General features: G+C 71.7%; 4 protein-coding genes and 1 pseudogene. 1 reads left to right on the top strand and 4 read right to left on the bottom strand.

What is annotated here, in order from left to right; translation table 11 throughout:
- The first annotated feature begins 232 nt into the window (after window positions 1–232).
- Window positions 233–1,774, top strand: coding sequence for a DUF2079 domain-containing protein (locus tag ACFW5B_RS04460; RefSeq protein WP_386433057.1), 1,542 nt, complete (start codon window positions 233–235; stop codon window positions 1,772–1,774).
- Between the two features lie 132 nt (window positions 1,775–1,906).
- On the opposite strand, the gene ACFW5B_RS04455 is transcribed toward ACFW5B_RS04460, so the two are convergent.
- From ACFW5B_RS04455 to mfd, 4 genes and pseudogenes are all read right to left on the bottom strand, one after another.
- Window positions 1,907–3,070, bottom strand: a complete 1,164-nt coding sequence (locus tag ACFW5B_RS04455) for an ADP-ribosylglycohydrolase family protein (RefSeq protein WP_386433054.1) — start codon at window positions 3,068–3,070, stop codon at window positions 1,907–1,909.
- Between the two features lie 72 nt (window positions 3,071–3,142).
- Window positions 3,143–3,718 (bottom strand): hypothetical protein, encoded by a 576-nt coding sequence (locus tag ACFW5B_RS04450; RefSeq protein WP_386433051.1) that lies wholly within the window; start codon window positions 3,716–3,718, stop codon window positions 3,143–3,145.
- A gap of 62 nt (window positions 3,719–3,780) precedes the next feature.
- Window positions 3,781–3,903, bottom strand: a pseudogene (locus ACFW5B_RS04445) (IS5/IS1182 family transposase); the annotation flags it as partial.
- Window positions 3,904–4,008: 105 nt separating this feature from the next.
- Window positions 4,009–7,611 (bottom strand): transcription-repair coupling factor, encoded by a 3,603-nt coding sequence (mfd, locus tag ACFW5B_RS04440; RefSeq protein WP_386433049.1) that lies wholly within the window; start codon window positions 7,609–7,611, stop codon window positions 4,009–4,011.
- Window positions 7,612–7,745: the final 134 nt, after the last annotated feature.

The following is a 7,745-nucleotide window of genomic DNA, read 5'->3' as shown; positions in this document are numbered from 1 at the left end:
TTTTTTTTAGTTTGCGGGTGGTCGGTGTGGGTCGCCCCCCGCCCGCCCCCCCCCCGCCCCCCCCCCCGCGCCCCCCCCCCCCCGGGGGCGGCCGGGCCCCGCCGGCCGTCCGCCGCCTGGAACGCGCCGCCCCACGCCGTCGTCTGACCCACTGCCGGCCGCACAGCGGCCACCGGGCGGACCGGTCAGCCGCTTCGAGTATCTTTTCGAGCAGGGGAGAGTGAGGTTCCGCATGAACACGGCGGCAGCAACGGCTGGGGGCGGCGCCCCCGGAGGGATTCCGGAAGCGGACCGGGCCACCGTCCCACCACCCCGCACCGCCGAGCCGCCCGCCCCCGCGACCGCGGCACCCGACGCACCACCGTCGCCGGCCGACCGGCTCCGGCACACCGCCGGCCGCCTGCGCACCCGCACCGCGCCCCTGCGCGCCCCGCACCTGGACCCGTACTGGACCGCCGCGTTCTTCTTCATCGCGTACGCGCTGCTGTCCGTCTACCGGTACCGCACGATGTCCATCTCCTCCTGGGACCTGGGCATCTTCGAACAGGCCATCCGCGGCTACGCCCACTTCCAGGCCCCGATAGTCGACCTCAAGGGCCCCGGCACGAACATCCTCGGCGACCACTTCAGCCCCGTGCTGATCGTCCTCGCCCCCTTCTACCGGGTGTTCCCCTCCCCCGTGACCCTGCTGACCGCGCAGGCCGCGCTGTGCGCACTGTCCGTCCTGCCGGTCGCCCGCGCCGCCGCCCGCTACCTGGGCCGCGCCCCCGGCCTGGCCCTCGGCATCGCCTACGGCACGTCCTGGGGCGTGCAGAAGGCCGTCGAGTTCGACTTCCACGAGATCGCCTTCGCACTGCCGCTGATCGCCTTCGCCCTGGAGGCGGTGCTGCGCGGACGGTGGACCGCGGCGGTCTGCTGGGCCGCGCCCCTGGTCCTCGTCAAGGAAGACCTCGGGGTCACCGCGGCCACCATCGGCGCCCTCGCCCTGATACGCACCCGGCGCGCCAGCCCCCTGGCCATCAGCCTGGTCGCCTTCGGTATCACCGCCACCGCCGTCACCCTCGGCCTGCTGATACCGGCCTTCAACGGTTCCGGCTCGTACGACTACTGGACCAAGTTCGGCGCCGACGGCGGCGGCGCGACCATCCCCCTCGACACCGCCTTCCGCACCACCCTGTGGGTCCTGCTGCCCACCACCGGCCTGCTCGCGCTGCGCTCGCCCCTCCTCCTGGTCGCCCTGCCCACCCTCGGCTGGCGCTTCCTCTCCCACGAGCCGCACTACTGGGGCATCGACTGGCACTACAACGCCGTCCTGATGCCCGTCGTCTTCCTCGCACTGATCGACGCCCTCCCCCGGGTGCGGGTCTCGCACCGCCCCTGGCTCCGCTCGTACGCCCACCACCTCCCGGCCGCCGTCCTGGCCGCGGCCCTCGCCCTGACCAGCACACTTCCCCTGTCCCGCCTCACCGAGCCCGCCACCTACCGCACCCCGCCGATCGTCATCGCCGACGAGAAGCTGCTGGACCGCATCCCCGACGGTGCGACCGTCGAGTCCGACATCCGGCCGCTGTCGCGCCTCACCCATCGCACCCGCGTCTTCTGGGCCGGCGACACGGGCGGCCTGTCGCCCGACTACATCGCGATGCAGCTGCGTGACGATCGCACGCCGCGGCAGATGCTGGCGGAGGCGACCGCGCGGCATCCGCGGTCGACGTATGTCCTGCTCGGCGACACGGCGGATCTCGTGGTGTTCCACCGGACGTCTGCGCGTTGAGCTTTCCGGCCCACGTCTTTGGCTTTCCCGCCGTGATTCTTCTGTTGTTTCGCCTTCGGCGGGTGGGGGTGGTTTGTGGGGCGGGCCCCGGCTCGTGGTGGGTGCCGGGTGGGCGCCCGTGGCCGAGCGGCGTCAGCTGCGCGGGTAGCGCCCGGGGGCGAAGAACGACTCGTCGTACGGCTGGTGGGTGAGGGGGTGGAACGCCGCCGAGAAGTCGTCGGCCAGCTCGCTGATCGTGCCACGGCCCTCGACGGCGGTGAGCCAGGACGGGGGGAGGGCGAGGTCGCCGTGGTGGGCGCCGAGGAGGTTGCCGCAGAGGGATCCCGTGGAGTCGCTGTCACCGGAGTGGTTGACGGAGAGCAGGAAGGCTGACTCAACGCGCGTGTGCCGGGGTGCCGGGCCGGCGGGGCGGGCGAGGGCACAGTAGACGGCGATGGCCAGGGCCTCCTCGGCGATCCAGCCTCCGCCGAGGGTTTCGACCTTCTCGGGGGTCGCTGTGCCGTCGGCAGCCAGGTCGACTGCCTTGCGGAGGGCGGCCGTCGTCTCCTCGTGGCCGGGATAGCGGGCGAGGAGTTCCATCGAGCGCAGCACGGCGCCTTCGAGGGAGTCGCCGTCCAGTAGGTGTCCGATCATGGCGGCGAAGGCACCGGCCGCGTAGTAGCCGGTGGGATGGCCATGGGTGATCTGGGCGCAGCGGGCGGCGAATTCGAAGGCCCGGCGAACGGGCATGCCGGTGAGGCCGAAGGGAGCCGAGCGCATGACCGTGCCGCAGCCCTTGGAGTCGGGGTTGACCGGCCCCGGCGCTCCGAGCTCGCCGAGCTTGTCGGGGATGTGCTGGTAGCGGAGGCCGGAGACGCAGGCGTTGCCGGGGGCACGGCGGGCGTAGAGCCAGGTCTGCTGGCGCAGCCAGCCGGTGCGGTAGTGGGCGAGTTCGGCCGGCGGCGGGGGCGCGGGGTGGTTCTGGGTGTCGAGCCAGCGCAGATAGGCGTTGCGCACGAGGACGGGCCCGGCGGAGCTGATGCCGGTCTCGGTGGCGGGGCCGTAGCGGGCGTAGGCGCGGATGAGGCCTTCCGCGGTGAAGAGGGTCATCTGGGTGTCATCGGAGACCTGGCCGAGGACGACGCCGCCGACCGGCAGGAAGCCGGTGACCCCGGACGGCCCGTAGCCGTTGCGGATCGAGGCCAGCGACTGGAACTCGATCGGGTATCCCAGGGCGTCGCCTATCGCCCCGCCCAGAAGACAGCCACGGACACGGGCACGGCGGGCGACGATGTCGCCCCACGACTGACTGTTCAAGCCGGTTCCCTCACTTGATGGTTGTGCTCATGGTCATTGCGTCGATCGGTCGCGTGGTCGGAGCCTTCCGGCTCAGAAGATCCAGGCCAGGTAGAGGCTGAGCGCCGCACCACCGGCGCCGCCCAGGACCAGCCGCTTCATCCAGGCACTCGCGCGGGTTCCGGCGATCAACCGGCCCACGGCCACGGCCTGTCCCCGGCTCGGCATGATGCCGGTCGCGGCGAACGGGATTCCCAGTGCGGCGACGATCCAGCCGAGGAAGAACAGCGCGCACCAGCGCCAGATCTCGCCGAAGCCGGTGGCGAGGTAGCCGCTCACGGTCTGCTGGACGGGGATGCGGTCGCCCCGTTCGCGGTCTGCCGTGATGGTCGCCTCGTGATCGACGGTCGTTCCGTCGTCTGCGCGGAAGGTGCCGGCGCACACCGTCTTGTCGCTGTGGTGACGGCTTCCGTGGTCGATCCAGCAGCGCTCGGCCGTGAGCGTGCCGTGGCGACCGACGAGGCCCGCTGCGTGCGTCGAGTTGTACAGCGAGAAGCCGGCGCAGAGGAGCGCCAGAAAGAAGAAGAGGCCGCCGAAGAGACGCCCTTTCACACTCGGCGCGGGCATCGAGACGAACGGATCCGGCGTCCCCAGCCCTGGCTCCAGCACGGCGCTGCCACCCCCTCCACTCCGGCTGCTCCCGTGATCGCTCACCTTACTCAGACGTCGTTTCACTTGGTGAGGCGGCGGTAGCCGATGAGGGTCGCTGCTGTGCCGACGAAGGCGACGAAGTGTTCGGCCTTGCGTTCATGGCGGCGGTGCAGGCGGCGGCATCCGGCGAGCCAGGAGACCGTCAGCGCGGCCCCCGCCCGAACACCCACCCCCGCCGAAGGCGAAAACAGAAGAGGCACGGCGGCGCCACCCGAAAACGCGGGAAGCGGGGCTACGAGCCCAAAAGGCTACGAGCCCAAGACGGTGGAGAGGAACTCTCCTGTCCACGCGAGCAGCTCGCGCCCAACCACCGGCTTGCCGCCGATCTTGCCCGTCGTGGGCCGCGGCACAAGAATCTGCTGCGCGGCCGGCTTCAGCACCGTACGGGGATACAGCCGCTTGAGCCGCAGCTCCTGGGACTCGCGCAACTCCACGGGGCCGAAACGGATGTTGGCGCCCTGGAGCGTGATGTCGCAGACCCCGCAGGCGCGGGCGAGCATACGGAGGCCCGCGACCAGCAGCAGATTCTCGACGGGCTCGGGCAACTTGCCGTAGCGGTCGGTGAGTTCCTCGCGGACGGCCGCGATGTCCTCCTCCGAGGAGGCGGAGGCGATGGCGCGGTACGCCTGGAGGCGCAGCCGCTCGCCGGGGGCGTAGTCGTGCGGGACGTGCGCGTCCACCGGGAGTTCGATCTTGACCTCCAGGGGCGGTTCCTCCTCGACGCCGCCCTCCAGCGAGGCCCGGTAGTCGGCGACCGCCTCGCCGACCATGCGGACGTAGAGGTCGAAGCCGACCCCGGCGATGTGGCCGGACTGCTCGCCGCCGAGGAGGTTGCCCGCGCCGCGGATCTCCAGGTCCTTCATGGCGACGTACATTCCGGCGCCCATCTCGGTGTGCTGGGCGATGGTGGCCAGCCGCTCGTGGGCGGTCTCGGTGAGCGGCTTCTCCGGCGGGTAGAGGAAGTAGGCGTAGCCGCGCTCGCGGCCGCGGCCGACCCGGCCGCGCAGCTGGTGGAGCTGGGAGAGGCCGAAGTTGTCGCCGCGCTCGACGATCAGGGTGTTGGCGTTGGAGATGTCGATGCCCGATTCGACGATCGTCGTCGAGACCAGGACGTCGAACTTCTTCTCCCAGAAGTCGACGACGACCTGCTCCAGCTGCGATTCGCCCATCTGGCCGTGGGCGGTCTGGATGCGGGCCTCGGGGACGATCTCGCGGAGCCGGGCGGCGGCCTTGTCGATGGACTCGACCCGGTTGTGGATGTAGAAGACCTGGCCCTCGCGCAGCAGTTCACGGCGGATGGCGGCACCGATCTGCTTCTGCTCGTAGGGGCCGACGAAGGTGAGGACCGGGTGGCGCTCCTCGGGGGGCGTGGTGATCGTCGACATCTCGCGGATGCCGGTGACCGCCATCTCCAGGGTGCGGGGGATCGGCGTGGCGGACATCGTCAGCACGTCCACGTTGGCGCGGAGCTTCTTCAGCTGCTCCTTGTGCTCGACGCCGAACCGCTGTTCCTCGTCGACGATGACCAGGCCCAGGTCCTTGAACTTGGTCTCGGAGGAGAACAGCCGGTGGGTGCCGATGACGAGGTCGACCGAGCCGTCCCGGAGCCCTTCGAGCACGGCCTTGGCCTCGGTGTCGGTCTGGAAGCGGGACAGCGCGCGGACGTTGACCGGGAACTGGCCGTAGCGCTCGGTGAACGTGCCGTGGTGCTGCTGGACGAGGAGGGTGGTCGGGACGAGGACGGCGACCTGCTTGCCGTCCTGGACGGCCTTGAAGGCGGCGCGGACCGCGATCTCGGTCTTGCCGTAGCCGACGTCGCCGCAGATCAGCCGGTCCATCGGCACCGACTTCTCCATGTCCTCCTTGACCTCGGCGATGGTGGTGAGCTGATCGGGCGTCTCCGCGTACGGGAAGGCGTCCTCCAGTTCGCGCTGCCAGGGGGTGTCCGGGCCGAAGGTGTGGCCGGGCGCCGCCATCCGCGCGGAGTACAGCTTGATGAGGTCGGCGGCGATCTCCTTGACGGCCTTCTTGGCGCGCGCCTTGGTCTTGGTCCAGTCGGCGCCGCCCAGGCGGTGCAGGGTCGGGGCCTCACCGCCGACGTACTTGGTGACCTGCTCCAGCTGGTCGGTGGGGATGTAGAGCCGGTCGCCGGGCTGGCCGCGCTTGGCCGGCGCGTACTCGACGAGGAGGTATTCGCGGGTGGCGCCCTGGACCGTGCGCTGCACCATCTCGATGTAGCGGCCGACGCCGTGCTGCTCGTGGACGATGAAGTCGCCGGCCTGGAGGGTGAGCGGGTCGATGGTCTTGCGGCGGCGGGCCGGCATCCGGGCCGCGTCCTTGCCGGCCGCCTTCTGGCCCGACAGGTCGGTCTCGGTGAGGACGGCGAGCTTGAGCGACGGGTCGATGAAGCCGTTGTCGAGGGAGCCGCAGGTGACGTGGACGACGGCCGGGGAGATCGCGTCCAGGTCGGCGTCCAGGCGGGCGGCGATGCCCTCGCCGCCGAGGACCTCGACCGTGCGGGCCGCCGGGCCGTGCGCCTCGGTGAGGAACACCGTGCGCCAGCCGTCCGCCAGCCACTGCTTGGTGTCGGCCAGCGCCCGCTGGGTGTCGCCGCGGTAGGTGTCGGGGGCGTGCATACCCAGCTTGAGGGTGTCGCCGTCCTCGGCGGCCAGGTCCTCATCGGCGGCGAACGGCGAGACCGACCACCACATCATGCCCAGCTCGCGGGCCCGGTCGCGGACATCGGCGATGCCCCACAGGGAGGCCGCGCCCACATCGATGGGGGCCGCTCCCCCGCCCGCCCGTCGCCCACCACCACCCGTTACGGAACGGACTTCGTCCGTGCTGGACATCGCGGCGGCCGCCCAGGACGCCTGAAGGAACTCCTGGCTCGTCGCCACGAGGTCGGCGGCCCGGGTCCGCACCCGCTCCGGGTCGCACACCACGGCCATCGAGCCCTTGGGCAGCACGTCGAGCAGCAGCTCCATGTCGTCCACCAGGACCGGAGCCAGCGACTCCATGCCCTCGACGGCGATCCCCTCGGCGATCTTGCCGAGGAGTTCGCCCAGCTCGGGATGGTGCTCGGCGAGCGTCGCGGCCCGCTCCCGCACCTCGTCCGTCAGCAGCAGCTCCCGGCACGGCGGCGCCCACAGCCCGTGCTCGGCGACCTCCAGGGACCGCTGGTCGGCGACCTTGAAGTAGCGGATCTCCTCGACGTCGTCGCCCCAGAACTCGACCCGGAGGGGGTGCTCCTCGGTGGGCGGGAAGACGTCCAGGATGCCGCCGCGGACCGCGAACTCGCCGCGCTTCTCGACCAGCTCGACCCGGGAGTAGGCGGCCGCCGCCAGACCGTCGACGATCTCTTCGAGGTCGGCGGTCTGGCCCGTGCGCAGACTGACCGGCTCCAGGTCACCCAGGCCCTTGACCTGCGGCTGGAGCACCGAGCGGATGGGGGCGACGACGACCGAGACCGGGCCGGCGGTGGGGTCGTCCGGGCGCGGGTGGGCAAGCCGGCGCAGCACCGCGAGGCGCCGGCCGACGGTGTCCGAGCGCGGCGAGAGCCGCTCGTGCGGCAGCGTCTCCCAGGACGGGAACTCCACGACCGAGTTCTCCTCGCCGGCCGGCATCAGGCTGCGCAGGGCGGCGGCCAGGTCCTCGGCCTCGCGGCCGGTGGCGGTCACCGCGAGCACCGGGCGGCCGGCCTGCCGGGCGAGCGCGGCGACCGCGAACGGCCGGGCGGCCGGCGGTCCGACCAGATCCACCCGGTGGCGATGGCCCTCGGTCGCGGCCTGCACCGCTTCGGCGAGCGCCGGGTCCCGTACGACGGCGTCGAGCAGACCAGTCAGGCTCATGAAAAGGTTTCCGTCCCAGCGAGGCGAACAACGCAGCAGCCCGACACGTCTCACGGGCCGGGGTTGCCAAGCGTACGCCCGCCCACCGACAGGCCGGGCCGGAAGACCGGGACGGCGCCTTTCCGCCCCGGTGG

This window comes from Streptomyces sp. NPDC058773 (assembly GCF_042746015.1).
Lineage (GTDB): Bacteria > Actinomycetota > Actinomycetes > Streptomycetales > Streptomycetaceae > Streptomyces.
The sequence above is the reverse complement of the archived record's forward strand: the minus strand, read 5'-3'. Positions and strand labels throughout refer to the sequence as shown.